This is a genomic window from Flintibacter hominis, from assembly GCF_014287965.1.
Lineage (GTDB): Bacteria > Bacillota > Clostridia > Oscillospirales > Oscillospiraceae > Lawsonibacter > Lawsonibacter aceti.
In genome coordinates this window covers 1-25,665 of sequence record NZ_JACOPO010000011.1, presented here as the reverse complement: position 1 = coordinate 25,665, position 25,665 = coordinate 1, and the positions used below count along the sequence as shown (strand labels likewise).

Here is a 25,665-nt window from a genome sequence, read left to right as displayed (position 1 = left end):
CCTCCAGTATATCAGAAGCGGGAAGCTGATACAACCAGGATATAAAAAAGCGGCCTGCCAGAGAGCTCCGGCAGGCTGCTTATTATTTGGTGGCCCAGTTACCTGTGGCCTCCGCCGTGAGATAGGCATTGATAAAGCCATCCAGATCGCCGTCCATTACGGCGTTGATGTTGCTGGTCTCATAGGCGGTGCGGTTGTCCTTCACCATCTGGTAGGGCATGAAGACGTAGGAGCGGATCTGACTGCCCCACTCTATCTTCAGCTGGACGCCTTTTAGATCGGAAATCTTCTCCGCCTTCTCCTGCATCTGCAGTTCCACCAGCTTGGCCCGGAGCATCTTCATACAGTTGTCCTTGTTCTGGAATTGGGAGCGTTCCTGCTGGGAAGCTACCACCACGCCAGTTGGCTTGTGAATGAGACGGACTGCGGAGGAGGTCTTGTTGACGTGCTGGCCGCCGGCGCCGCTGGCCCGGTAGACCTGCATCTCAATGTCCTCAGGGCGGATTTCAATCTCCACATCCTCGGGCAGGTCGGGCATGACCTCCACGGAGGCAAAGGAGGTCTGCCGCCGGGCATTAGCGTCAAAGGGGGACACCCGCACCAACCGGTGAACGCCGTGTTCTCCTCTGAGGTAGCCATAGGCGTTGCTCCCCTCAATCATGATAGTGGCCGATTTGATGCCGGCCTCGTCCCCTTCCTGGTAATCCATGATCTGATAGGTGAAGCCGTGGCGCTCGGTCCAGCGGGTGTACATCCGGTAAAGCATCTGTGCCCAGTCCTGGGCCTCAGTCCCGCCGGCGCCGGGATGAATGGTCAGGATCACGTTGGAGCGGTCGTACTCGCCGGTGAGCAGCGTCTCCAAACGGGCCGTCTCCATATCGGCCTCCAGATGGGCGAAGCCATCCTCGAGCTCCGGGATAAGGGATTCGTCCTCAAATTCGTTGCCCATCTCGCACAGGGCCATCAGGTCGTCCCACTGACTCTGGCGCTTTTTTTGGCTGTCCACCTTGTCCTGCAGGTTCTTGATCCGCTGCTGGACCTTCTGGGCCTTGGCCAGGTTGTCCCAAAAGCCGTCGGCGGCAGACTCAGCCTGGAGCATATCCAGCTCGCGCTCGGCCCCATCCAGATCAAGGGCCTGAGCCAGCTCCTTCAGGGCGGGGAGCAGGTTGTTCAGCTTGACTTTATATTCATCAAATTGGAGCATGCGGTCCTCAACTCTCTCTCGTAAACTCCCGGAATAGCCGGGGACAAGTTGGTTTTAGGCCCAATTATTATATATGAGCTGGAAACAAAAGTAAAGGAAAACCTGCCCTCGCCCAGAAAGGAATCAATGAGGGCCGTTCCAGACGTGAACGGCCCCCTAACGATCACTGGCCAGCCAGCCCTCTCCGCGGAAGATCAGATCATCCAGGTCGTCCTTGGGGGCGGAACGCTCAGGCAGCTCTAAAATAGGGGTCTTGTGTTCATCCATAATTGGTTCCTCCAGTTATGTCTCTCCCCAGTTCATCAGCAGATGGCGGGGAGAAGGGATATACATATCAGTATATGCGGGCCCTGTGGGGATATGTGTCCGTTTTTGTACATCCAGCCGAGGGGAACTATGGGGAAAAGAAAAGATATTTTTTGACTTGACATAGTCCATTTCATATGGTAAACTATTCTAGCCTTCAAAAGAAGATCGGAAGCCACCCATGCCGGAGTGGCGGAATTGGCAGACGCCCGGGACTTAAAATCCCGTGGGAGCGATCCCGTGCCGGTTCGATCCCGGTCTCCGGCACCATATCGCGGGATAGAGCAGTTGGTAGCTCGTCGGGCTCATAACCCGGAGGTCGGAGGTTCAAGTCCTCCTCCCGCAACCAGAAATCCGCTGGAATCATCTGATTCCAGCGGATTATTTTTGCTTTCTGCGACTTTTTTGTGAGCTTTATTTTTGGCTTTCAAATCTGACCTAGGTTCCGGCCCATACGGAAATTTGGAGTGTTCAGGGTGGACCCGGCAGAGAGGTGCCCCAGCATCCCGGACACCGTTTTTCATATCTACCCCGTTTTGCGGGGCCAGGGTAGCGAAGATATACCGGAGATCATGGAACCTGACTTCTGGGTAGTCCTGCCCGTTTCAGCACCCGGTGGAGCATGTGCAGGACGCTGTCTGGAGAGATGGGACCGTCTGTGGTACTAGGGAACACCCAGGGGCCTTCCCTGACTTTCTTTTTCTGCTGATTCAGAATGTCTACCATATCCTTTTCCAGAGGCAGGGTGCGGTAGGCGTTTTTTGTTTTGAGTGGGGCCTGCACCACCTCTCCATTAATATGGGCAATTTGCCGCCGTATCCGGAGGTCGCCCTGTTCCAAGTCAAGGTCCTCCCACCTTCAGACCTAGAAGTTCACCTCTCCGTACTCCGGTGGCCAACTCCATGAGTAGAGTTCGAACACACCGATGTCCCTTGCCTTCCGCAGAAAGTAGCCCAGCTGCTCCACCGGGGGGGTGTCATCTCCCTGTACTTCCCCTTGGGCATGGCGCAACTCTAGGCTGGGCCAGCGAAAGTTGATTCCAACTCTTTTGTCAGCTTCATAGCTGAGGTAATAATCTGGTGGAGGTTTCTGACCGTCTTGGCATGGCTGGCTTTTGCTCTTGCCCCGATTCACTCGGCCGCTGTTTAGCAGCCTCTTGCGGAACTTCTGTAGCTCTAAAGAGGCGAGCTTGCCCAAGCGAGATCTTCCTAATGTTTATCTTGATGTAGTTGTCAATATAGCCCCGGTCTCCAGGGGTCGGCTGGCGGTGTACTGTCCCTCCCAACGGCCATCCTTCCGTTTCTGGAGATTGCCCTTCCTGTCGGCTCCGTGTTTTCCCATGTTGTTCCATCTCCTTTGTAACGACACACAATACCAAGGAAACGGGAAATAGACGGGAAATGGCGCAGAGTCATCAAACGATTCAAATTTTTGGGTTTTCGCACATTCTCTTTGTTAAACGTCGCTCTTTTGATCCCAGGGAGAACTTTTATCTTTGATTAGGCGGCGCAATTTTGGGGATGAGGTGTCCAGTCCGAAAAAGGTATCTCTTATAGAAAAGGACAGACAGATTCCCCTGCTTTTTCTTTGTGACAGTAGGTGTCCGGGGGATGACGATCGCAGAAGTGATATCACAGGCCAAATTTTGCCCCCGCTTTTGATACACTGTGAAAGCTCTCGTAACTGCCTGCACTGCGAGCAGAAGTAGTTCCTGCGGTGGCCGTCTGAGAACCTGCCTTTATACTGCACTTTTTTCAACCCCACGGTTCGTCCTGCCGTTTGTCAAATTGGCAAGGCCGCCGGATACTGTGCGCCGGCTATGTTCTTTTTGACACAGTTACATTTGAGACGCAAAGGGAAAAGTGCAGTTTGTCGTTCTAAAATGTCTTTTTCTACCCCACCACTCAGTTTCTGCTCTTACGGGGCAGAGATCGCAAAGGCTCATACGGTCCACAAAACGGAAAAACGAACTGAGCATAAAATACGGTTAAAGTGTATGCTGCTTTCGGATCAGATCTATAAAACCCTTCATAAAGGATGCCACCCACTTTCCGCGGTGGTAGATGATTTGGCTGAAATAAATTTGCGGTGCAACGCTGACGTTCAACTTGACCAGAGTGTTGCTCTCTATATCACGCCTGACTGAATATTCGGGAAGGAAAGTCAACCCCTCACTGTTTTTTAATATTTCGGCAATCGCCTTTGTATTGTCCACCACCAGTGAATTCTTAGGCAGCATCCCGTAAGAATATGCAAGGCGTTGCAGTTTTCGGTAAACGATGCCGGATCGCTCTGTCACGACCAGGGGGTACGAGAAAAAATCTTCCAAGGCTATCTGCTCACGACCGGCCAATTCGTGGTTGGGACTGGATACAAAAGCCAGTGTCTCCTTATGCTGATAAGCACAGAAAAAATCCGGATCAGAATTTAAGTCGTCAGACAGGTAAACCATATCTAATTGGTTTAGCCTGAGCCACTCTTGGAGGTCCTTTGTCCGACCCATTTTAATTTGAATCTCAATATTGGGCCATTGGCTGGCATAATGCGGCAATATGTTGACCAATGTGCTGAATAACAGCGATTCCAAAACGCCCACACGAATGACACCGTGTATTTCTTTGTCCGATTTTCCTAACATGACAGATCGATGTATATTTTCTAAAATCGAATCAGCATAGGAACGGAATTCCTGACCGAGGGAGGTCAGGTAAATTTTTTTATCAATTCGGTCAAATAACGGAAATCCCAGCTCGCATTCTAACTGCTTGATTTGATTGCTGATGGTAGATTGCACATAGCCGAGCTCGGTTGCAGCCTTTGTGAAACTCTTTAGATCCGCTACTTTTGTAAATGCACGAAGTGTACGCTCATCCATAAGCTATCCTCTATTTAATCGAAAAATCGAATGAACTTCATCTAAACTATTCGTTTTACAAATTAATATTAGCACTATATTATTGAATTTGCAACAAAATAATGATGCCATTTTAAAAAAATTGTAACTTATGAAAGGATGAGGCAAGATATGAGTAAGATGGAGTATTTGCAGGATATGCCAATTGCGGTACTGGGCGGGGGCGCCGTGGGTAAGACCTGCGCAGCTGACATGAAACTGGCTGGTAAGGAGGTACGCCTCTATGACGCTATGCCCTTCGCCGCCACTTCCCTGAAAGACGTGGAAAAGACCGGCATCCTTCTGGACGGTGTTCAGCGCAACAAGTACTGCTTTGAGCGCTCTGGGCGGGCCTTCTTCGACTTGGTGACCAGCGACATCGCCGCCGCCGTAAAGGGTGTGGGCCATATTGTTATTGCTATGGGCTCTTGGGGGCATGAAGCAACCTTCCGGGCCTTAATTCCCCATCTAGAGGATGGTCAGGTAATCAATATCTTCGCCGACAACTTTGGTTGCCTACTTCTACGCCGCCTGATGCAGGAAATGGGCTGCGCTAAGAAGGTTATCGTGGGTGGTTGGTCCTCCGCCCCCTACGGCACCCGGATTGAGTCCATCGGTAAGTTTCAGTTCCCCCATGTAAGTGCCAAATACCGCGCCATCACGTTGCGGGGTGCTGCTCTGCCTATGAAGGACACCGATGATTTCTTGGAGGCCTCCAAGTATCTGCCCTGCATGGATGCCGTAACTCGAGGCGACGGCCCCTCCAAAGCCAACACCATTCTGGACGTTGACTTTGCAAACGTCAACCCTGTCATTCATGTCCCCGCCACTGTGCTGGGCGTGTCCACCATGGAGAACTGGGGCGTTATCTTCTGCGGCAACGATAAGACCACCTACTCTATGTACTCCCACGGCTTGTGCCCCTCTATCTGCGAGGTGCAGTATCAGTTTTATAACGAAGAAATTGCCTTGGCCAAGGCAATCGGCGTGGGTTGCCCTGAGTACAAGTATGAGATGTTCTTCTCCCGCCGCAGCGTACTGACTCAGGAGTACATGGGCCTAGACGAGAACGGCAACGACAACGTGGTCTTCCCGCTGGATCAGCCCTCCAACGAGGGTAACACAGGCCCCAACACCATCCATCACCGTTACATGACCGAGGATGTGCCCATTGGGTGCAAAATTTACCACGACTTGGGCGTACAGTACGGCGTGCCCACACCCATTATCGACTCCATGATTGTCTTGGCCGGCGCCATGCACAAGAAGAACTTCTTCCAGGACAGCCGCTACACCTTGGCCTATCTGGGCATTGACAATATGTCCAAGGAGGACCTGCTAACCTACTTAAATGAGGGCACCCGCCTAGTCTGAACGATATCGTTCAATCCCTGCGACGTTTCATGCTACAGGGATTGAGATTCGGATTTTAACCGTATTATGAAAGGAGATTCCATATGACAATCCCCTTGGATATTTTACAAACTTTGGCCGTAGCCGTGATCGTTCTCTTTGCCGGCAAGGGTATCAAGCGCTACGTTAAGGTGCTGGATCGGCTGTGTATTCCTGACCCTGTGGTAGGAGGCATCCTGTTCTCGCTTGTTGTCCTTTTCGGCCACCAGTCAGGGATGTTTCTGCTCGAACTGGACACCACCCTACAAAATGTTTTTATGACGGTGTTCTTTACCGCTGTCGGCTTTACCTGCGATGTAAAAGTATTGCTGAAATACGGAAAGCGCGCCATTCAGTTTACTGTTTTGCTGACACTGCTGGTAATCTTCCAAAACGCTATCGGAGTTGGACTGGCCAAGCTGTTCGACATCGACCTTCTTCTGGGGCTGTGTACCGGCTCGGCATCTATGACCGGTGGACACGGTACTGCAGGTTCCTTTGCTCCTCTATTTGAAACGAATTATGGCTGTGAGGGGGCGTTGGTAGTTGGTTTGGCCGCTGCAACCTTTGGCCTGGTCAGTGGCGGACTTGTTGGCGGTCCTGTGGGCAACTTCCTGGTCCGCCGTCACGGATTAGCTGAAACTGCTGCTGCCCGCCGAGAGGACCCGACACAAGCGTCTACCCATGAAATGGAGATCCCACTGAGTGCCAAAGGTATGGTTTCCGCAGTGAATCAGATCATTTTATGTATGGGCGTGGGCACTATTATCTACTTGCTGCTGAAGATGGTGGGCATCACGTTCCCCTCCTATGTAGGAGGCATGGTCATGGGTGTGGTGCTACGCAATGTCAGCACCTACACCGGAAAATTTGAAACTCCTCTGCCGGAAATTGATTGTCTGGGTAATATTAGCTTATCCCTTTTCGTTTCTATGGCGCTGATGTCTCTGAAACTGTGGCAGCTAATTGATTTGGCGGTCCCCATGATCGTCACCCTGGCCACGCAGGTTGTGTTCATCGCAATCTTTATGATTTTTGTGGGCTATTACATCTTGGGTCGTGATTATGATGCGGCCGTGATGGTAACAGGTTTCTGCGGTTTTGGTTTAGGGGCTATGCCCAATGGAGTATCGAATATGCAGGCATTTACAAAGAAATGGGGACCTTCGCCCACTGCGTTCTTTGTTGTGCCAGGCGTTGGTTCCGTGATTATCGATGTGGTCAATGCATTGATTTTAACCGCTCTGATGAATCTTCTTGGATGAGCGGAGAATGTTCCTCCAACGTACACAAAAACCAAGGCCGTAGAGTTGCTACGAGCGGGGGCCCATCGTCTCCGTGTGCTTTCCCTTGCATTTTCGTACAGAATTGCACACAAGGTTTTACCAAGGAGAATGAGGAGGGACTCTTGGTGACCTGCGTACCTCGAAAACCCTCTTGACAGTCTGGCCGCTTGGAGTTTAGATAGAGCAGAGAGAAAACCAGCTATTCTGGATATTGGTGCCCTTGCTTTGATAAAACATTTTTTGGTTGTTCTGTGATCCTTTCTTTGTCTTTTTTATAGAAGTTTTTGCGTTGCTTGACATCTTCTGACCCGTAACTTGAACCAGAATAGGAAAAAATCAATGGAGGCAACGGGGCAAAGAGACTTGGAGAGTACCTGCCTTCGGTTGGGACAGGCCCGGAAAGCGCTGAAAAGGCCCAAACTGAACTTCAGAGCGTAGCTCACGTAGGTTCAAGTCCTACTCCCGCAACCAGAAATCCGCTGGAATCGCCTGATTCCAGCGGATTATTTTTGGCTTTCAAATTTTGACCCATACGGGAAATTTTCTGGGTTGAATAAGGTTATAGATTGGCGGAGAGGGCGTTTTTCATCATCTCCGCCGCCTGCCGTTGAGCCGAGGCGGTCATGCGGGCATAGGTGTTCGGGGAGCGCGAGTTCTGCGACGCCTTCGGTCTGACCTACCCGGGTCCGGTGAAGTTTACTCCGATGGCTACCATCTATCAGGGCAAAATCAAATACAATGCCATCGAGATGGATTTTTAAGGAGGAACCAAGTACGCCGTTTTATCGTATGTCCATGCCCAAGGGGCTGGACGACCTGGCGGTGGAGAAGTCCCTGCGGGAAATCACAGCCGCCACGGCGGACATTCTTGCGCCCCTCATGGTGCGCATCGGGATCTACGAGTCTGACCCGGAAAAAATCTATGAGGACGGCAAGTGCAGAGGCCATCTGCCCCCCACAGTTGTCTTCAACTGCGGCCCCGGCCGTAGCCTGGAGGCCAAGAACATGCTGATGAACTGGGTGACGGAGATCCTCAGCGAAAACCTTGGGTGCGGCAAGCGGGACGTTCGATGCCACCTGCTGGACAGATGGGAAGGCCCCCATTTGATGATTGACGGAAAACCTAAAGATTTTTCAAAGAAGGTGAAACAAGATGCCCTACATGTGCAACATTCAGATGCCCAAAGGCAAGCCTAAGGAGGTCATCGAGAAGACCATGGTGGAGATTTCTGAGATTATGATCCGGAACTTCGACGCCAAGCCCAGGCAGGTCCGGGTCATCGTGGACGAACTCCCCCGGAACCGGTATATCGTGGGCGGAGTCATGACCGCTGAGATGCCGGAGTTTGAGGAGAAAAAGCCGATGGAGAAGGCCTTGGAAGAATAAAGCGATTTGCACTTGGAAGATACTGTACCAAAGAAAGTTTTTGTATGGATATGAGAAGAGAGGAGATTATTTATGAGAAAGTCAATCGTAAAAGCTTTTGCCTTTGCCGCATCCTTGACGGCAATCCTCACCGCCTGCTCCCCAGGTTCCAGTTCGAATAGCAGCGCTTCAAACCCCAACACCAACAATGATTACCCGTCTCAACCCATTCCCCATGCTGGCGCTGTTCCTGCATGACACCTAGGATGAGGCCATGGAAATTGCTCGGGCCAACCTGACCACAGTGTGGTGATCCACTCTAATACTCAGAAGCACATTGAAGCGGTCCCCGGCGTGGTAAATGTGTCCCGCTATGCGGTCAACCAGGTGGGTGGCACTGCTCTGGGCGGTGCCATGGACAACGGCCTAAACCCCACCACCACCTTGGGCTGCGGTACCTGGGGCAACAACATCATCAGCGAAAATCTGTGGTACACACACCTGATGAACGTGAGCCGCATTTCCTATCGAGTGCCCGATTATACATCCCTACGGATAAAAAGATTTGGGCTGGCTAAACGATCCCCCTTTTTGATTTCACGACACAGAGGTGCGGCTTTGCGGTCGTACCTCTGTGCCTATTCAAAGGTGAAATTTTTGAAACAGAGGGAGAACATTGTGGTACATAAGGAGAAAATCAACCTTATTATCCCCGAGGCGGCGGCCCAGACAGTTTTTTCTCGTCAAAGGCCCTGCGCCAACAGTATTCCTTGAAAGTCGCTCCAAGTTGCCCTCTGATCCATTGATAAGGAAGATTCTGCCAAGCGCTACAGTCTGGTACATAATTGCCAACAAGGAATAAAACTGGGGAATTGCCAGCATACCGTTCGGTGTTGTGCGCTAATTTTTGATATGTCTGTTTGCTGCTCGTGATACCGATTCTGAAACAACGGGTGTGGGCATCCAATCGCAGAAAGGTGGTTGGCAGAGACGCATAGTTTAGATTTCTTTTCGCAGCAATTCAAATACTGTTAATAGTCCTTCGCACATAACAGGATCTAAAACAGGAATTCCCACTGCTTTCTCTATCGATGAGGCAATTTGGATACTGGACATTCCAGTGCAGCTTAAAGCAATTACATCAGCCCCCAGTGCTTTCTGTGCAGCCGCCTTTTCCATAGTAGCCTCGTACCCCTTGGCTGTCATCAAGTCTAAAATATTCTCCACCCCATCTCCCTTTGCATTGTTCACAATTCGATCACCCAATATCCGATGGTAGCTCTCTGGTACATCTTCAGTAATACCTAGGACAGCTGGATAGCTGCCAAAAAATGTGCTCAGTGCGGCAGTGCTGGCACCGCCTCCAATAACCGGAATAGGCACTGCCTGTTTTGCCTCTGCAACTCCCGGGTCACCAGCACAACTGACAATAATGGCTTGGCACCCTTCCTGCCACAACTCCACGGCAAGCTTCACTACCTTGGGTACACCAGAAGTAAATGTCACATCATCATGAATTCCCTCTGGTTGATCGGGAATGCATCGGGACACTACTTGCAGCATGGGGAAATAGGATTCGATAAGCTTTCCGTGCAGCTGTAGCAGTTCCTCGTCTTCTGTGGTCAAGACCCGAATCAGGCCCACTTTATATGTTTTCAATTTATTCACTCTTTTCCCCCAATTTTGTGGAAAATATTTTGCCGGCCAGAATATCCGCAACTGTGATGGGATCCGCACTCCGAGCAAGGAAAATTACACTCATCTAGGCTGTCGTGATCTACTGGCGGTTCCTCTGGTAAGGTCTTTATATACTCTACCAACGTAAGAACTCGCTCCACTTGATCCCGCTCTCCCTGAATCTGAATAGCTGTTGAATCCTGGGCGCCGAAAAACCCGCCCTTTGCAAAAATCTGAGCTTGCACCTTTGCAAAAAATTGAATAGCCTCAATTTCTGTTATAATCTCCCCAGGAATAGGGGCAAGACTGCAGGCCATGCCATAAGAGAATCCACAACGCCGCATAGACACATGGCCCATGATCTGGGTCAAATCGCCCGGAATCAGCTTCAATACGCTGGACAGGATTAATGTTTGGATACCCTCTGTGTATAGATAGGGCATGCAGATGCCATAGCCGCCCCCACTCGGGCTTCCGATGAGCAACGCAGCGTGACCAAAAGCATCCAAGGCATTTGCTCCGGTAATAAATAGTGTCTCCGGACCCAGGCCTTTCATGGTCTGCTCCAAACAATCATCCACTTTTTGAGCTTTCCCCTGCCGATATAGCATGAAATGAGCCCCTTTGCACTTATGCAACGCCCCTTTCATGCCGTTTTTTGTCCACCGCCCGCAGATACGAAGGGTGTCACCTGTCACCAGTTTAGATAGGCAGGACACTGTTGAAGAACCCTTAAATAGAATTTGGCCATGCTCCAGATAGGGGGTCAGAATGCCACTTGTTGCAATGCAGTGGGCAATCATTTGCTGACACTGGCTTCCCCATAGAGTAAACTGGGCTGTTTCCATAGCATAACTATCCCTTCAGATTTGGAATACTCCGTCCAGCATTACCAACTTGTCATCCAGATATAATGTGGGATTTTTAATAATGCCATCGATATGGCAGTCTGCCTGATTGTTGCCACCAAATCCCACATTGGTTCCAAAGGCGATATGGACAGTCTGATAGGCCTTTTCGTCCTCCAGGATGATGCCAACCAGTCCAGCAGCATAGTTGGTACCAATTCCCAACTCACACAATGTAGCATTATTTCTGCTTTTCAAAAGGATGTCCAATTTTTCCGCTTCTTTGCCCCGAATGCTTTGCAGGACCCCGTTTTTTACTTCTACCTCCAGAGGTTCTTTTAGCAGACCAATTCCAACCACGGAGCCGTCAATCACCATGCTGCCGTTGGCCCCTGTCTCTACTGGAGCAATATAGGCCTCTCCCGAAGGAAGATTTCCCGCCTGCCCTTTCTCTCGATAGATGCCGGGGCTGGATACGCCGGGCCGGCCCCGGAGATCTAGTGTCATAACACGCCCCTGCTTCTCGATACGAGCCGTGCTGGCCTTAGTTAACAATTCTGCCACTCGCTCGGTGAACTCCATGACCCGCCTATAATCAGCAGTCATAGCACCCTTGGTAAACATATCTTTTGTGATACCTGGCATCGTGGCAATCCGCGCTCCCGCCGCCGCAGCCTCGATTTTGGCCCGGGTGTGGGTAATGGATGTACTCATAGGGCAAAGGACCACATCTGCAGCCTTCATGGCGGCGGCCACCGCGGCGGGTGGCTCCTGACCCGACACTGCCCGAGGAGACATGGTCATCAGCATAGCCTCCGATCCCAACACCTTGGCCGCCTGATACAGCGCCTGGCCAATAGCATACTTTTCATCGTCAGTTACCACCAGTACCTGCTCCTTTGGCCGAACATTCATACAACTGGTCAATATATTTTTTCCGATCTCCACTAGCTCCATCTTTTTTCCTCCTTACGACAGTAGTTCCATCATGACGCGAACCGCTAGGGTTCGGGACAAAATTACCGGCTTTCTGGATAATTTCTGAAACCGTTCCTTCGTTCCAGTGTGATAGCCAATACAGTCCATCACTACTAGATCTACATCTAGCTCTGATACGGTCCGGGCAGCCTCATCCAGAGCCTCCTGATCTCCGTAAGGCGAGGCAGGAATTGTAGTGCTCTCTTGGACGTATTGTTTCCACTTCTGCTCCGACTGTGCCACCTGCTGGGGGGTGGGAACCACAACAGCAATCTTTCCACGGCTAGCCAGTGCCGGCACAAGGCCGTTGAGTACCTTACAGGGGAAAATCAGAGGCACTTTGGAGTGAAACACGTCAGGAAAATCCCCGGTGCACAAAAACAGTATCAGCTCCGCTCCCTGCTCCTCTAGGAGTTCGATGCACTGCTGTAACCTGGGTAGGATATACCGCTCGGCAAACATTACGGGGCTCCCATCCTGCAGTTGTGAGATCAGGACATAATCCTCCTGCCCCGGTGCAAAGGCACGAATATCCTCTCGGGTGAGCCCATCCAACGCTCCTGCCTGAATTAATTCCACCCGATCATCCATCAGGGGAAGCAGGTCTTGAATTACGTCCTCTCTGGGCGACTGTCCAATGGTAATGGCGCCAACTTTCATCATCTTGTCTTCCTCCGTCCCATATTTATTCGATCTATAAAACCCCCGCCGCCAGTGATCCGGCAGCGGGGGTCGGTCAGCATTGCTTTTTTCCTGCCCCCAAATTTTTTTGTCAGAAAGGAACGTGTTCCACCATGGGGCGGTGAATAATGTTTTCCACTCCGGCTAGCAGATCTTTGTCAAACATGGGGGCGGCCAGTTTCAAATGTTGATACCCTACATGGATTAGGTAGACCTCCTGGCCAAGTCTCAGGTCAGAGGTTGGGGTCGGTCGGCCAGTCTGGCTGTCAAAGGTCATGATCAAATCAGGGAAAGTGCCACGGCGCTGTCCGTCCGGCCCGTCTACCGTCATGTACTCATTCCAGAAAGACATCTCATATCCGCAAATCTTGACAACACCCACATCAAAGCCACCTTCACTGCGCAACTGATACTCTTCTACCGGGCCATGAGCTAGGATCTCGCCGCCTAAAAACTCACAAACCTCCTGTACGCCTGCCTGTACAGACTGCTCCAGACCCCTAGCATAGCGGTGACCCGTCTCAATAGCCTGGGACAGCCCGCCCACAGCACTATTTTTTTGCAGGAGAGAGGCTTTTACTGGATTGCGGATTACAGCTACTAGGCCACCAGCCTCCACTGCAGCCGCTCGAACCAGCTTGGAGCAGTGGTCGATGGAACCAGTCACAGTGCATTCCACATACCGTCCCAATTCTTTCCGACCACCGACACAGGTCATAGTGGTGACGTAGGTAGGATCGCGGTGAAGATTCAGGCTGCCCATCACGCCTGTAGGGTGAGCACGACCGTTGCACGGGGCGTCCAATAAGGGAATTCCCAGCACGGATGCCTCCAGCCAACCGTTGAACGTAGAACCACCGCCATTTTCGTTAGTGATGATGCCACCGGGCCGAATTCCTGTGCTCTTGATAAACAGCTCCACACAGCGCATCATATCTGCGGGAGAAACAAACTTTTCCTGGGCCGCAGGAGCCCCAACCATGGAGGCCGTGACAATCACAGTTTCTGGATCGATTTGATCCAGCGGAGTCAGCTCCAGGGGGCTAAACCGCACAGCCAACTCGCCGGTTTCCGCCCCGGTTACCGCCGATCCTCCTCCACCGCCGCCCAGAATGGCTCCTCCCAGAGCTGCCCAACGGACATGTTGCTCGGTCAGCTTAATCCCATTGCGTTCCATGATTTTTCTTCCTTTCTGTTATCTGCTCCACAATTTCCCTGCACTCAATGTTTTTTGTTAGACACCAGATTGAATACTACGTGTAGGACAACGGTAGCCACCATGCCATTGACGGCTTGGATACCTGGGGTGAAAATGGCCACTACTACACCGCAGCCCCACGCCAGAACTGACGGCCACTTGATAAGAGGGAGCTTTTCATAGGAGATATCGTTGTAGTTATAGTCGTGCTTGATCCCAAACAGGGGGAGCACCAGATAGTCAGCCACCATGACTGCGGCCATGGGAGGAATCACGATACCCAGCCAAGTCATATAGGGCACAAAGTAGTCCACTACGCCACAGAAGCCCAAAGCAATTCCGATGACGCCTAAAATAATAGTAATGGGGGCCTTTTTCTTTACTTCAATGATGTTGCAGGCGGCATTGGCTGCGGAGTAGAGATTCTGCTGATTGGTGGTCCAGGCTGCCAGGGTAATGAGTACAGCACCAATCAACCCGGAACCGGTGGCTAGCACGCCGATGTAGTCGGACACCACGCCAAAGTCCCACGTTTCCAAGTGCAGGGCGGCGGCAATGCCGGCGATGGGCAACAGGAAATGGCCGAAAAACAGACCGCTAACCCATACAATAGAAATTTTTACAATATCGGTCTTTGCAAACCGGCCGCAGTCGGGCACGGTGGCCATGCCAGCAGCCCAGCTGCCGATGACCGTGGTCACGCCGGTGGTCATAGCGCCGATTTGATTGCCGGTAGGGCTATAGGAGAACAGAGAATCAACACCGATGAGACGTACACAGTTGACCAGAGCCAGAACAATGAACAGTAACAGGGGGATGGCGGCAAAGGTGCTCAACTTCTCCATTCCTTTAAATCCTTTGATTGCGGTGGAGGCCATCATGATTCCCCCCAGTACTGCCAACACCGGCACACTCAGGGGGATGTACTTGGTCCAGATCTGCCCAAAGAAACCTAACTGCGTGGCGAACCAGCCCACGGAAGTAAAACAGATAATCGCCGAGAAAATATAAGTTCCTACCCGGCCCACAGTAAATCGGATTAGGGACATAGCCGCCAGTCCGGTTTTGGACCCGATATACACAGTCATAATCATGACTACCACTAGGATAATATCGCCGATAGACAAGGCAATGAGGGCATCCCGAAAGTTCATGCTGGAGCCTAGTGCTGTACCAGTGGCCAGATCTCCCACCACCACATTCCAGCACAGCCAGACAAAAAACATCTTGATCCAGCCGTACCGTTTATTTTTGGGAACGGGAGTATAGATATAGTCCTGTTCTTCCACACCACCCTCGGTTACCGAAGTGCTCACATTATGTTGCTTGTCACTCATAGCTATCTCCTTTCTTTGTTACAGCACACAATCCGTTTTTTCTATCAGCCGGTCATACCAAATGGTATGTCTAGTGCCTAGCATAGGTTTTTCTCGGACTACGTTTACCGCCGGGTGGCCCTGTATATCCGTCAAAATAAAACGTGTATCCAGTTTCATTTCCCTGAAGCCTTTCTCTCGGAGTAGTACCTCATCTCTGGGCTCAAGAAACATATCCGGTCCAAATATGCCGCTTATTCCCTCTTGGACGGCAAAGGCTGTGTAGGTATTGTTTTCGTTGGCACGTACTCTGGCAGGGTGATAATTCTCTCTCGCCTGCTGGGCTTCCGGGCAGCCGGAGAGACAGTTTGGATTTTTAACCGCCGGGACAGCAAAAATGTCACACCCGCTGTTGGCCAGCAGCCGGGGTACCTCCATGACCATAATTTCACTCCCTAACAGTATGCCGATTCTGCCATAGGGGCGGTCAAGAATCAGCCCGGCCTGGTCCCCCGCTTCCGCCCACTGTGCCTCCCGGCGAGTCAGGTGACTCTTACGGTAACAGTGTCGGGAGCCATCCTCACACAGACATTCCGCTGCATTCCAAAGCTTCCCGTTCTCCTCCAGAACAAAGCCCAAGATTACATCGACATGGTTCTCTACAGCCAAATCAGACAGTTCCGGCCACACTGGATCATCTGCCCGGATAGCGATACGCTGTGCCTGCTTCAGGTTTTCGGGAACGCCTCCTAGTACCAGCTCAGGCAGTATCAACAAGCGGTTCCCTCGCTTTCCGGCCTGGCAGATGGCCTGCTTTATATTGGCCAGATGTCCCTCCCGGTACTCCGGTTCCATGCTGCATACCGCTACAGAAAACAGGCTGCCTTGGAGCAGAGGATGCGGAGCAAAGATCTGATAATACTGACTCTGGAACCAAGGATAGCGCTGCAGCTGCAATTCACGGTAGAGCTCCGGGCGGCGCGGAGGGATCTCACTCCTATCCGTCTGAGTATCCAAGTCAATCTCGGCCAAAGCAATACCGTTTCCGTAGGGGTGACATGCTAGTACCCTGCCGTCCGGGCCAATGATACCGCTTCCACCGCAGAAGGAAAATCCCTTTTCCTCTCCGTGTCGGTTTGCTGCAATGACATACATCCCATTTTCCTTGGCACGGGTTATCCAGATACTGGAAGGGACAGATGCCTCACTCCAATTCATAGGGGAACATAAAATCTGCGCCCCCATTAGGCGGCTCAACCTGGAGGCTTCTGGGTAGCTTAGATCCATACAGATCTGTATGCCAACGACTCCAATGGGGGTGTCAAATACAGCTACCGGCTCATCTCCCGTCTTGGCCCAGGTGCTGTCAGGAGTGTAATGGTGCATTTTCCGGTGACGGCCAATTAGGCCTCCTGGCCCCACGAGGACGGCAGTGTTGTAAAGTCGATCCCCCTCCGACTCAGGGAGCCCGGCTACCAAATAACAGTCCAGTTCCCGGGCTAAGTCCTCCAGTAACCCTACCGTCCGCCCGCCGATCACATACTCCGCCATCTCCGATGCCTGATCCATGCTGTCAAAGTAATAGCCTGTAGCGCACATTTCGGGCAAAACTATGAGCTTTGCCCCCTGACCGGCTGCCTGTCGTATCAGACCGGCCAGCTGAGACAGGTTTTTCTCTTTTTCCATGAAACGACAGTCGAATTGGATTGCCGCTCCCTTGTACTTCATGGTCCTTACCCTCCTTTTATTGTCCCGAATCTTCCCGACGATTCCACTTCTTTCAACTGAATATTTTTTCTCAAGATAGTCATCCGATTTTTGCAAATATTCCTATAATAGAAATAAAAAATCTTATTATGGAATATTGTAATTATAGTAGCACTACACTTAGCGTTTGTCAAGATAGAAGCCGGTAAAATACACAGGAAACATTCTGCTTGCTTAATTGGCTTTGGTCAAAATGTAACAAGCCAGACGGGGGTTGTTTTCTCCCCGCCTGGCTTGTTTTTGCGCTATTTTCCTGAATCTTTCAGTATAAAATCATCAATAGATCAAATTGCTGTAATAATTGGAGCCCATTTGATTGTTAATTTCCACAGCGAGCTGGCGGCCTTGCTGAACGAATTGCTCCACTGCATCCGGCCGGGCTGGGTCATCCACTCCACCCACACTCAGGCCAGCTACCAACTGATTGGAGGAATTATAGATGGGAAAACCAACGGCAAAGAGTCCCTCTGTAAGTCTGTTATGGGTAAAGTCATAGCCGCGGGCTTGCGCTTGCTTCAGATCTTCGGCCAACTGAGCCATTTCCTCCTCTGGCAGTTCCAGGCTGCGCAGATATCCGCTTTGAAACTGGGGGGAGGCAAAAGCCAGCAGTACCCGGTTGGTAGCCCCGCAGAACAGTGGATATACTCCGCCTACAAACACGGTGCTCAGACGCCCGGTACTGTCGGAGACCACCCGATCCACACATAGGCTCTGGTTTCCACAGGGAATGGTGAGATAGGTGCTGATTTTTGTGCGCTCATGAAAATTCCAGAGAAAGTCATGGGCAATCCGTTTTACATCCTGCCTCTGCACTGCACAAAAACCAAGCAGAAGTACCTGTTCTCCTAAAGAATACTGCTTAGTAAGAGGGTCCTGCACCAAAAAGCCTTCTGTCATTAAGGTATGTACCAACCGGTATGCAATGGTCTTCCCCACGCCCAGCCCGCTGGCAATAGCAGGAAGAGACAGGGTATTCTCTTGCCGAAACATTTTTAAGATAGACAATGCACGGCCTGCTGTCTGCAGATAGCTCATGTCATCCCGCTTATCCAAATCTTCTTTCACGGTGTACCACCTTTATTAGATAAATCGTTTAAAGTGTACCAATTCTCCTCGCCTCTGTCAACCGGATAGGTTAAATTGCTGCTACTTACTTTTTTGTTTTATGGTTTTTACCTCGTCTTTACCTGTATGAGAATCAAGCGTGAATCGGCTAATCCGCCCTGTTTCAAAGCGATGTCCATCTACTTCAGGTCAGCAACTTTCTCGCTAATAGAGACATATGGTCCATTCCGGAGAATACGGATTAAAGGTGCCGCTCGGTCACCTTACTCAGCAAAAAAACTAGGCCCGCAGTTTTTACCGATCTATGGATTATCCTGAACGGGTGAAAATTTTGCATCTCGCCTTCAGCTTTAGTGCAAAATTTTTGGTTCCTTTATCCAAATCCTAAAACAGTGCCATAAGAAGTCCCTGATTCCCTTGAAAGACTCAGAATAGACAACAGGAACGTATCATATTTTTCTGTTTTTTGTTTTGCCAAGTGTAGAGGAACAGTTGTAGTATGAGCTCTTTTACTCGATATGCAAAAGATTCAATGCCTCCTAGCCTACAAAGACTCCCACATAGAAGTGTTTGTTGAGGAGGTTATTCGACCATGATCGGGGGCTTCAGTCCTGGCCGGTACACGGTTTTAATGAGGTCGTTTTAGCCTGCCCCAAACTGTGATACACGAGGGTCAGACAGAACGGAACCAATGGAGCAAACAGAGACAGACAGCACACAAGCTCCTTGCAGAAAGGGTACAAAAGCCCCCGACAGAGCAGAAATCATATCCGAACCGCAATTCATAACCCGGAGGTCGGAGATTCAAGTCCCTCCTCCCGCAACCGAAACTCCGCTGGAATAAGCTGATTCCAACGGGGCTTCTCTGCTTTTTATTACTTTTCTAGCTTGATGATTTTGTTGAGGCGTTAGTCTGACTAATTTCCTGAGCCGTACGAAAATTTTTCCGGGGAAGAGAGGGCTATAGACTACCGGAGAGGATGTGCTCCATAATCTCTGCCGCCTGTACTGCGCTTTGGTAGTTGCATGGGTTTCGGTGTCGGAGGTAAACTTGGTGGGGAATATGCTGCACAATAGGACCGCTGAAACTTTCAAATGACCGCTTCTAAGTTACAGTAGGGGTCAGCGGTCCAATAGAAAAAACAGGGGAATGCCTCCCTTGATCAGACGCATTCCCCTGTTTGAGATGGGCTTTGAAGAAAACTTACGATGTCTGGCTCTTTTTCTTGGCGCGGTATTGAGAGATATAAGGATAGCTGACTGAGATTACCATACACAGAAACAGCACGATACAAATTGGTCTGGTCACCATAGAGGTAAATACGGCAGAGATGGAATTGTTGTTTAAAAGTAGTGCCTGGGATAGACCGGCTTCAGCGATGGGGCCCAAAATCAAGCCGAGTACAATGGGGACCACATTGTATTTATATAGCTTCAAGAGATAGCCGATCACGCCGAACACCAGCATGAGCAGAATGTCCGCCACGCTGCCCCGGATAGCATAGGTTCCGATAACGCTAAGGAACAGCACGCAGGCGTTTAAAATATTTTTGGGGGCTAGAGTAACCCGGGCAAAGTATTTAGCGCCCCAGATGCCGATGGCCGCCATCATTACATTTGCAATAAATAGAGCGCAAATAAAGGGGTAGGTGATTTCTTTTTCTGTGGTGAACAGGCCGTAGCCAGGAGTTAAGCCCTGGATGGTAAGGGCGGACAGTAGCACTGCTGTGGTGGCGTTGCCAGGGACACCTAGAGTCAGAGTAGGGATCAGAGTGCCGCCTGTGACCGCATTGTTGGCCGCCTCACACCAAGCGACACCCTCCCGGGAACCGTTGCCATAATCCGGGTCCTTCGTAAACATATGACCAGTGTTGTGGGCTACATAGGAGGCCACATCCCCCCCGGTGCCGGGAATAATACCAACAATCAGACCAATGACAGAAGACCACCAATAGATTTTGGGGTATTTGAAAATATCTTTTAGTTTCAATTTACTGCTCTTGTACTGCACCAGAGAGTCCTTGCTTGCCACCTCAAGAGGATCTTTCAAAGAAGTGAACACCTGGGACATACTGAACAGGCCGATGACCACCGGGATCATTTGAATGCCACCCATGAAAAAAGTGCTGCCAAAGGTAAAGCGAATGCTGCCCTGGACAGGGTCGATGCCTATACAGGCCAAAACCAGACCAACACAACCCATCATCAAGCCCTTGAGTACGCTTTTGGCGGTCAAAGAGGCTATGATGGTCAGACCAAAGAGAGCCATCATGAACCTCTCTTGGGGGCCGAATTGGAAGGCGAAACGAGCCAACGGGGGAGCTAAAAACAGCAGGGCTACAACACTGAGGATACCGCCCCAGAAAGAGGACATTGCGGACTCCACCAGAGCTTCGTGAGACTTCCCCTTCAAAGTCATGGCATAACCGTCCATGGCGGTGGCGGCCGCGGCACTGGTACCAGGGGTATTGATTAAAATAGCGGAGATGGAGCCTCCGAACATGGAACCACAATAGATGGCCCCTAAAAATACCAGAGCGGTAGTGGAGTCGATGGTGTAGGTTACCGGGATAAGCACTGCGATGCCCATGGTAGGAGTGAAGCCGGGCAGAGCCCCCACGATGATTCCCAAAATCGTGCCGACAAGGGCAAAAATCAGATTACCTGGAGAAAATGCGGTGGCAATATAGCCTAAAATTTCGGTCATGGGCGCCTCCTTCAGATCAGGATCCCTCTGGGGAATCGGATGCCCAGAAGAGAGAACATGGCGAACAGGAAAACAGAGAAAAAGATAGTCGCTATGATATCCCGGACGATATGCTTTTTATCTTTGACCGGCTCAAAGATTAAAATAGTAATTCCAGTAAATAACATGGAAGAGCTCAAAAAGCCAACCCGTGGGATCGCAAAGATCCAGAGCGCGGCGATAAATGCGAGGATGATGCCGCGCTTGATTTGCCCTGAATTTAGAGGAAATACCGTCGCCTGGTCCCGCTCTTTTTGCCACTTCACACCGGAAATCACGATGTTAGCGGCAGACAAAGCCATGCCGGTCACACAGATAAACTTGGGCCAAAGGGCCGCTGCGGGCTGGAGCTGAAGACTGTAAACATAAAATAAAATGAAAAATGCCAGCACCAAGATTCCGGTGATACAATTTCGTTTATTCAAAGGTTTCACCTCGAATGTCTAAAATGAAGCTGGACCGGACCGCTTCCCCAGACAGGACGCGGCCGGTCCAGCATCGTGAGAGCTTACTGGAGGGACTCCAGGACAGGAACTGCCAGCTCTGCAGCATTGTGTACCTGCTGGGAGAACTCCTCATGGTCAGCATATCTGTGCATAAAGTTGGACTCCGCTGCCGCAGCTTGGAATTCCTCGTCCTCAAGGGTGGCCTTGACTGCTGCGTCAAAGGCATCTACATAGGTCTGATCCACGCCTTTCATGTAGTAGAAGCCGGCAAAGGCGTTGGTCTCATAGCCCTCATAGCCCAGCTCTCCTAGGGTGGGTACGTCCTCGAAGCCTGGGGTGCTGGACTTGGAGCCCAGATTGATCACCGGCCGGATGTCAGAGCGGCCGGTCAGCTCGGACTCACTTACTGCATAAGACATCACATGACCACCCATCACCGCCGTGTAGCAGTCGGAGGTACCGCCGGTGAAGGGGACGCTGAGGGCGTCCAGCCCCTCGCCTGACAGGAAAGAAGCAAAGGCCACATGGGCGATACCGCCGTTACCGGCATTGGCGTAGGTGAACTGGCCGGGGTTCTCCTGGATATATGTGAGGACGGACTGGGCATCAGGGAATTTGTCGTTCTCTCCGGAAACTGCCAGATAGAAGGGATCTGCGGTGATCCGGGAGACAGGGATCAAGTCGTCCACCGTGTAGGTGGTTTCGCCGCTAGCGGGGCGGTAGACAGTAGGGGTAGGGAGGCTGAACAGGATGTTGCTACCGTCCGCCGCCTGAGAGACAAAAGCGGTGGTGCCGATGACGCCGGAGGCGCCGCCGGCGTTGTTGACTACCAAGGTAGCGCCAAGGTGTTTCTCCAGGTAGGGCTGGATAAAGCGCATCTGGATATCGGTGTTGCTGCCAGCATTGAAGGGGACAGTGACCGTAATGATTTCAGGGAATTCCACTTGTGGAGCTGTACTAGAGTCACCCGAAGTGTTTGCGCTGGATCCGGTGTTGGAACTGGTGCTTCCGCCGGCGGAGGTGCTGGAGTGATCGCCACCGGAGCAAGCTGCGAGAGAGAGGAGCATGGCGAGAGACAGAACGGAAGAAACAAGCTTTTTCATATCAAATTCCTCCTAAAGACTACTTAGGTGTTCTCGGTGCTGGGTGCGTCGTCGGTGTAGCGCTTGCGGAAGAGCTTTTTAATTTCTGCAATGGGGGCATCCCGTTCAATGAGTTCCCGCATGACTTCCTCGTCAGGCAGGATTTCCTGGCATTTTTTCAGTATATAAGCTGCATGCTGAGGAGGTACGGCACAGATCCCTGAGTCGTCAGCGATAATCAGATCGCCAGGATTGATCTGGACACCTGCAAGCACCACAGGGCCGTTGATCTCAATGGCCTCAATACGGCACTTGCCTGTCTTGGGGGTGACACCTCGGCACCAAGTGGGCATCTGATACTTGCGGATTTCGCCAACATCTCGGACCGCACCATCGATGACCACACCCTCCAGTCCACGAATCTTGGCGGAAACAAAGGATTGACCACCCATGCTGCTCATATCCGTCATACCGCCGGCGTCACCCACCAGTACATCGCCGGGTTCTGCCAGATAATTAACCTCTCGAGAGGCCATTTTGATGAAATCGTGGTCCATCAGGCCTTTAGTAGTGGTCTTTTCGATGGGGATGCTACGCAGGGTCACCGCAGTGCCAACAATCAAGTGGCCCGGCTCGATGGGCTTCAGTACAGAAGCGGGGATCACTTTGTTGTAACCCAGTGCGTCCAGAAGGTCGCTGACAGTTCCGGTCAGGTCGTCCTCCAGTGCCTTGAAGCCATCGACAATCTCCTTTGGCACTCGGGGGAACTTGATCATCTTGATGTTCTCCTTGTCGATTACGCCCCAGATACGTCCTGCCGCCTTATATTCTTCATAGTCAGCGGCAACTTTCGGATCTATCATATCAAAAACTCCTTTCCGTTTCCGGCAAAGTGAAATATGGGCTCTTATTTATACCGTGCCCGGAACAGAGGCCGCAATTCAGAAATAGGAGCCTTGGATACGATCAGTTGGCGCATCCGCTCCTCGGAGGCGGCGATCTTTAGGCACTCCTCTAGTACAGGCTCTGCCAGTTCATAAGGGACGATGCACACACCGGAGTCGTCCGCCACCATTAGGTCGCCGGGGATGACCAGTTTGCCGCACAGAGTGACAGGACCGTTCATCTCGATGCACTCCATGCGGAACTTTCCGGTGATCTGAGTGGTGCCGCAACTGAATACGGGGTAACCCATCTCTCGGATGGAGGACACATCCCGGCAGCAACCGTTGACAATATTGCCGGCAAAGCCGCAGCTTTTGCCAACGGTGCAGCTCTGGCCGCCCATGTTGGATACATCCAGGTTACCGCCAAAGTCGGACACCAAAACGTCGCCTGGCTCTCCTAGGTAGTAGATATCCCGGGTAGACATTGCGATGAAGTCATGGTCGTGGGCGCCCTGGGTGGGTGTCTTACGGACCGGAATGTTCCGAATAGTTACCGCGGGACCGCAGATTTTGCTGCCGGGAATCACTGGCTTCAAATAAGAAGTGGGGATGGCCCCGTCGATCCCGTAGGAGTCCAGTACATCAGAGACAGTGGTGCTCATGTCCTCCATGGATAGGTAACCGTCGATAATTTGCCTGCTGACGCGAGGAAATTTGATCCGAGTGATCCGCTCCCGGGGGACCAGACCCCAGACTCGTCCAGCTGCCTCGTACTCTGCGTAATCCTTGTCGCGCTGGGCGCGCAGGGCGGCAACCTCTTCATTAGCCTTTTCCACTTGTGTGATATCCATAACCTATACTCCTTCTTAATGATATTTCTAAATAGGAAACTTATTTTCTGAATATAGGATATCATAAGAAAGAAAAATATTCAATATATACAAGAAAATCAAAGAAAATTCATCAATATTCCACATTTATATTGGACGATTTTTAATAAAATCCCCGATACTGTTTCCTAATAGGAAAATGAGTACGGGGATGTTTCCTGCGTTGTCACAGTGAATTTCCAATGGCGCCGCTGCTCAGATCCTTGGACATCTCCTTTGCGATTTCCTTGACTAAAAAGATGTACCGTTCTAGTTTGGTCTGATCCACCCGCAGTCGGGGAGCGCCGATGGAGATAGCCGCCCAGACGGTCCCGGACTCATCCCGAATGGGGGCGCTGATGCCGATGGTCTCAATACTCAATTCCCCATCGCTGATGGCATATCCCTGTGCGCGAATTTTAGCGTACTCCTTCAAAAGCTCATCTGGAGAAATAATAGTGCGCTCAGTCAGTGGTGTAATGGGTTCCTCCATCAGACGGCGACGGATGACCTCGTCGCTCTGAAAGGCCCCCAAGACCTTCCCGTTGGCACCGGCATACAGGGGGCGTTCTTGCCCCACACTGCCAGCCACCCGGACGGCTTGGAGACTCTCCTCCCGGTAGACCAGGTTGGCCTTTCCGTCAACCAACATACTGAAGGAGGCGTTCTCCCCGGTGAGATCACGTAGCCGCACCAAATACGGCTTAACCATTTTGGATAAGCCGATGTGATCCTCATAAGTTTTTCCTAAAATATATACCACCGGTCCCAGAGTGTATTTTCGATCTACAGTTTGGGTAGCCAATCCGCTTTTTACCAGGGCCGCTAATAGTTTGCATGTTCCGCTCTTTGTGCATCCAATTTTTTCTCCCAGTTCAGTAACACTGTGGACATAGGGAGCCTGCCCAAGTAATTTCAACAGTGAAACGGTTTTTTCACCAGATGTCATATAGTATCCCTCCCTCTCGTTCTTTTGCTATTGTAGCGGGGGTCTCAACGCATGTCAATTACCGGTTGGCAAATTAAAATTGCAGGGCAACCATGTTTTGCCAAGTGGGGCGTTTTAATTTATACCCGACTCAATTTTCTACTTATTACCTGCTCCAGATCCAGAAAAGCCAGAGATAAAACGGGGCTTACACGACCTCCAGCTTTTGACCAGTTTTTATAAAAATTAAAGAACTGTGCCATAATGGGGGACCCCTGCGGCACAGCTCATGATTGAATTTTGTTTGTAGTTTTTCTTACAGTAAGGACTACACTTTTGTATATACAACGTCTACGAGGCATGGCTATGCCAGCGGTGAACAGGATGTTGCCGCAGAACAGAAAGAGAATGATGGAGGAATTTCGCGGTCCATACCGCTTTGGGCCCTGGAGTGAGACTGATTTATGTCTGTTTCCCAGGTGGGAGCATAGTCTTTTCTTCCTTGATAATTTGCGCCTTTCCCTCATACCTAGAATCAAGCGAAGTCCTTAATGGGAATGGGGCCGCTGAAATCCTAAAAGCATGATTGAGACACAAAAGAGGCTATATATAGGGGCGGGCCGCCCGGCCGTCGCGTGTGACGACCGAGGCGGCCCTAAAAGTCAGCGATATTACTTCTTGATGCCCCGCTTCTTCATCCAGTCAGGCAGTTGGTCAGGCTGCAGGCCAT

General features: G+C 51.1%; 24 protein-coding genes and 2 tRNA genes. 9 read left to right on the top strand and 17 right to left on the bottom strand.

Annotated elements, in window-relative coordinates:
- Nucleotides 1-82: 82 nt before the first annotated feature.
- Nucleotides 83-1,204 (bottom strand): peptide chain release factor 2, encoded by a 1,122-nt coding sequence (gene prfB / locus H8S11_RS12590; RefSeq protein ID WP_186853368.1) that lies wholly within the window; start codon nucleotides 1,202-1,204, stop codon nucleotides 83-85.
- 489 nt (nucleotides 1,205-1,693) lie between these two features.
- Here prfB and H8S11_RS12585 point away from each other — a divergent pair.
- Nucleotides 1,694-1,780, top strand: a tRNA-Leu gene (locus tag H8S11_RS12585).
- A gap of 3 nt (nucleotides 1,781-1,783) precedes the next feature.
- Nucleotides 1,784-1,859 (top strand) — tRNA-Met (locus tag H8S11_RS12580).
- A gap of 221 nt (nucleotides 1,860-2,080) precedes the next feature.
- Here the strand turns inward: H8S11_RS12580 and H8S11_RS12575 are convergent.
- Together H8S11_RS12575 and H8S11_RS12570 are read right to left on the bottom strand one after the other, a co-directional pair.
- Nucleotides 2,081-2,350, bottom strand: coding sequence for a site-specific integrase (locus H8S11_RS12575; RefSeq protein ID WP_186853367.1), 270 nt, complete (start codon nucleotides 2,348-2,350; stop codon nucleotides 2,081-2,083).
- A gap of 1,147 nt (nucleotides 2,351-3,497) precedes the next feature.
- On the bottom strand, nucleotides 3,498-4,385 hold the full coding sequence (locus H8S11_RS12570) for a LysR family transcriptional regulator (RefSeq protein ID WP_186853366.1): 888 nt from the start codon (nucleotides 4,383-4,385) through the stop codon (nucleotides 3,498-3,500).
- A 150-nt stretch (nucleotides 4,386-4,535) separates the two neighbouring features.
- On the opposite strand from H8S11_RS12570, the gene H8S11_RS12565 reads away from it, so the two are divergent.
- The 7 genes from H8S11_RS12565 to H8S11_RS12540 all read left to right on the top strand — a co-directional run bounded on the left by H8S11_RS12565 (nucleotide 4,536) and on the right by H8S11_RS12540 (nucleotide 9,221).
- Nucleotides 4,536-5,777, top strand: a complete 1,242-nt coding sequence (locus H8S11_RS12565; protein ID WP_186853365.1) for an NAD/NADP octopine/nopaline dehydrogenase family protein — start codon at nucleotides 4,536-4,538, stop codon at nucleotides 5,775-5,777.
- Nucleotides 5,778-5,860: 83 nt separating this feature from the next.
- Nucleotides 5,861-7,060: a sodium/glutamate symporter gene (gltS, locus tag H8S11_RS12560; protein ID WP_186853364.1), complete on the top strand. Its 1,200-nt coding sequence runs from the start codon at nucleotides 5,861-5,863 to the stop codon at nucleotides 7,058-7,060.
- A gap of 656 nt (nucleotides 7,061-7,716) precedes the next feature.
- Complete coding sequence (locus tag H8S11_RS14110) at nucleotides 7,717-7,842, top strand: hypothetical protein (protein ID WP_279287590.1); 126 nt, start codon at nucleotides 7,717-7,719, stop codon at nucleotides 7,840-7,842.
- 28 nt (nucleotides 7,843-7,870) lie between these two features.
- Nucleotides 7,871-8,278, top strand: a complete 408-nt coding sequence (locus H8S11_RS12555) for a tautomerase family protein (protein ID WP_186853363.1) — start codon at nucleotides 7,871-7,873, stop codon at nucleotides 8,276-8,278.
- Nucleotides 8,259-8,468, top strand: coding sequence for a tautomerase family protein (locus tag H8S11_RS12550; RefSeq protein WP_186853362.1), 210 nt, complete (start codon nucleotides 8,259-8,261; stop codon nucleotides 8,466-8,468). The genes H8S11_RS12555 and H8S11_RS12550 overlap by 20 nt, the downstream gene beginning before the upstream one ends.
- A 72-nt stretch (nucleotides 8,469-8,540) precedes the next feature.
- A complete protein-coding gene (locus H8S11_RS12545; RefSeq protein WP_186853361.1) occupies nucleotides 8,541-8,705 on the top strand; it encodes a hypothetical protein in 165 nt (54 codons plus the stop codon).
- A 51-nt stretch (nucleotides 8,706-8,756) separates the two neighbouring features.
- Entirely contained in the window at nucleotides 8,757-9,221 is a 465-nt protein-coding gene (locus H8S11_RS12540) for a hypothetical protein (RefSeq protein ID WP_186853360.1), read from the top strand.
- Nucleotides 9,222-9,446: 225 nt separating this feature from the next.
- Here the strand turns inward: H8S11_RS12540 and H8S11_RS12535 are convergent, their stop codons facing one another.
- The 14 genes from H8S11_RS12535 to H8S11_RS12470 all read right to left on the bottom strand — a co-directional run bounded on the left by H8S11_RS12535 (nucleotide 9,447) and on the right by H8S11_RS12470 (nucleotide 24,956).
- The gene (locus H8S11_RS12535) at nucleotides 9,447-10,115 is read right to left on the bottom strand and encodes an aspartate/glutamate racemase family protein (RefSeq protein WP_262670027.1); all 669 of its coding nucleotides are present in this window, start codon (nucleotides 10,113-10,115) and stop codon (nucleotides 9,447-9,449) included.
- Nucleotides 10,112-10,972: a hypothetical protein gene (locus H8S11_RS12530; protein WP_186853359.1), complete on the bottom strand. Its 861-nt coding sequence runs from the start codon at nucleotides 10,970-10,972 to the stop codon at nucleotides 10,112-10,114. The genes H8S11_RS12535 and H8S11_RS12530 overlap by 4 nt, the downstream gene beginning before the upstream one ends.
- Before the next feature lie 15 nt (nucleotides 10,973-10,987).
- Complete coding sequence (locus H8S11_RS12525; protein WP_186853358.1) at nucleotides 10,988-11,929, bottom strand: aminopeptidase; 942 nt, start codon at nucleotides 11,927-11,929, stop codon at nucleotides 10,988-10,990.
- 12 nt (nucleotides 11,930-11,941) lie between these two features.
- Nucleotides 11,942-12,613 (bottom strand): AroM family protein, encoded by a 672-nt coding sequence (locus H8S11_RS12520; RefSeq protein ID WP_186853357.1) that lies wholly within the window; start codon nucleotides 12,611-12,613, stop codon nucleotides 11,942-11,944.
- A 109-nt stretch (nucleotides 12,614-12,722) separates the two neighbouring features.
- Nucleotides 12,723-13,808, bottom strand: a complete 1,086-nt coding sequence (locus tag H8S11_RS12515) for an S-methyl thiohydantoin desulfurase family protein (protein WP_186853356.1) — start codon at nucleotides 13,806-13,808, stop codon at nucleotides 12,723-12,725.
- 44 nt (nucleotides 13,809-13,852) lie between these two features.
- The gene (locus tag H8S11_RS12510) at nucleotides 13,853-15,166 is read right to left on the bottom strand and encodes a cytosine permease (RefSeq protein ID WP_186853355.1); all 1,314 of its coding nucleotides are present in this window, start codon (nucleotides 15,164-15,166) and stop codon (nucleotides 13,853-13,855) included.
- Nucleotides 15,167-15,184: 18 nt separating this feature from the next.
- The gene (locus H8S11_RS12505) at nucleotides 15,185-16,873 is read right to left on the bottom strand and encodes a nitrilase-related carbon-nitrogen hydrolase (protein ID WP_186853354.1); all 1,689 of its coding nucleotides are present in this window, start codon (nucleotides 16,871-16,873) and stop codon (nucleotides 15,185-15,187) included.
- A gap of 315 nt (nucleotides 16,874-17,188) precedes the next feature.
- The gene (locus tag H8S11_RS12500) at nucleotides 17,189-17,977 is read right to left on the bottom strand and encodes an IclR family transcriptional regulator (protein ID WP_186853353.1); all 789 of its coding nucleotides are present in this window, start codon (nucleotides 17,975-17,977) and stop codon (nucleotides 17,189-17,191) included.
- 1,204 nt (nucleotides 17,978-19,181) lie between these two features.
- Nucleotides 19,182-20,684, bottom strand: a complete 1,503-nt coding sequence (locus H8S11_RS12495) for a tripartite tricarboxylate transporter permease (RefSeq protein ID WP_186853352.1) — start codon at nucleotides 20,682-20,684, stop codon at nucleotides 19,182-19,184.
- A gap of 11 nt (nucleotides 20,685-20,695) precedes the next feature.
- The gene (locus H8S11_RS12490) at nucleotides 20,696-21,118 is read right to left on the bottom strand and encodes a tripartite tricarboxylate transporter TctB family protein (protein ID WP_186853351.1); all 423 of its coding nucleotides are present in this window, start codon (nucleotides 21,116-21,118) and stop codon (nucleotides 20,696-20,698) included.
- Between the two features lie 113 nt (nucleotides 21,119-21,231).
- Nucleotides 21,232-22,272 (bottom strand): tripartite tricarboxylate transporter substrate binding protein, encoded by a 1,041-nt coding sequence (locus H8S11_RS12485; RefSeq protein ID WP_186853350.1) that lies wholly within the window; start codon nucleotides 22,270-22,272, stop codon nucleotides 21,232-21,234.
- A 23-nt stretch (nucleotides 22,273-22,295) separates the two neighbouring features.
- Complete coding sequence (locus tag H8S11_RS12480) at nucleotides 22,296-23,114, bottom strand: RraA family protein (RefSeq protein ID WP_186853349.1); 819 nt, start codon at nucleotides 23,112-23,114, stop codon at nucleotides 22,296-22,298.
- A 44-nt stretch (nucleotides 23,115-23,158) separates the two neighbouring features.
- Entirely contained in the window at nucleotides 23,159-23,989 is an 831-nt protein-coding gene (locus tag H8S11_RS12475; RefSeq protein WP_186853348.1) for an RraA family protein, read from the bottom strand.
- A gap of 205 nt (nucleotides 23,990-24,194) precedes the next feature.
- Entirely contained in the window at nucleotides 24,195-24,956 is a 762-nt protein-coding gene (locus H8S11_RS12470; protein WP_186853347.1) for an IclR family transcriptional regulator, read from the bottom strand.
- Nucleotides 24,957-25,665 lie beyond the last annotated feature (709 nt).